The 514-nt window shown below is 72.8% G+C and carries 1 protein-coding gene; it reads right to left on the bottom strand.

From position 1 onward, the window contains the following. Positions 1-514, bottom strand: a 514-nt coding sequence (locus U9980_RS24605) for a lanthionine synthetase LanC family protein (RefSeq protein WP_322770107.1), incomplete at both ends; no start/stop codon positions are given.

Here is a 514-nt window from a genome sequence, read left to right as displayed (position 1 = left end):
CCAGGACGGGCGGAGCGGGCCGGGTTGGCGGGCTTCTCCCCGGTGCAGGTCGTCGAGCGTGACAATTTCCGGCCACCACGAACCTCCGCTGGCCTGGCGCACCCAGGTGTCCAGCCACTGGCAGATCCGCGTGATCGCCTCCGCATGCCCGTCGACCGTGATGCCGTCGCTGAGGGTGAGGGCCAGGAGGGCGAGCGGGCCGCAGATTCCGTGGGCGATCCCGTGGTTGCTGTGGCCGCCGACCGGGCCCGTCTGGTTGCGGTTCGGGCCGTGCGGGCACCACCAGCCGGGTAGGCCGTCGATCGGGTCGGTCAGGCGCACCAGATAGGTCAGGACGTCGCGGAGCAGGTCGAGATCGCCGATGCGGCGCAGGACGACGCCGAGTCCGGTCAGCCCGCGGATCAGGTCGTATTCGGCGAACCGCGGTCGCTGGCGGCTGTCGATGCGGCGGTGCGCCGCCTCCAGCCGTCGGCGTGTCAGCGTCGCGGTCCCCGCGGCGGCGGTCGCTGTCGCA

This window comes from Protofrankia sp. Cr1 (assembly GCF_963555865.1).
Classification (GTDB): domain Bacteria; phylum Actinomycetota; class Actinomycetes; order Frankiales; family Frankiaceae; genus Protofrankia.
This window is presented reverse-complemented; position numbering and strand designations above follow the sequence as displayed.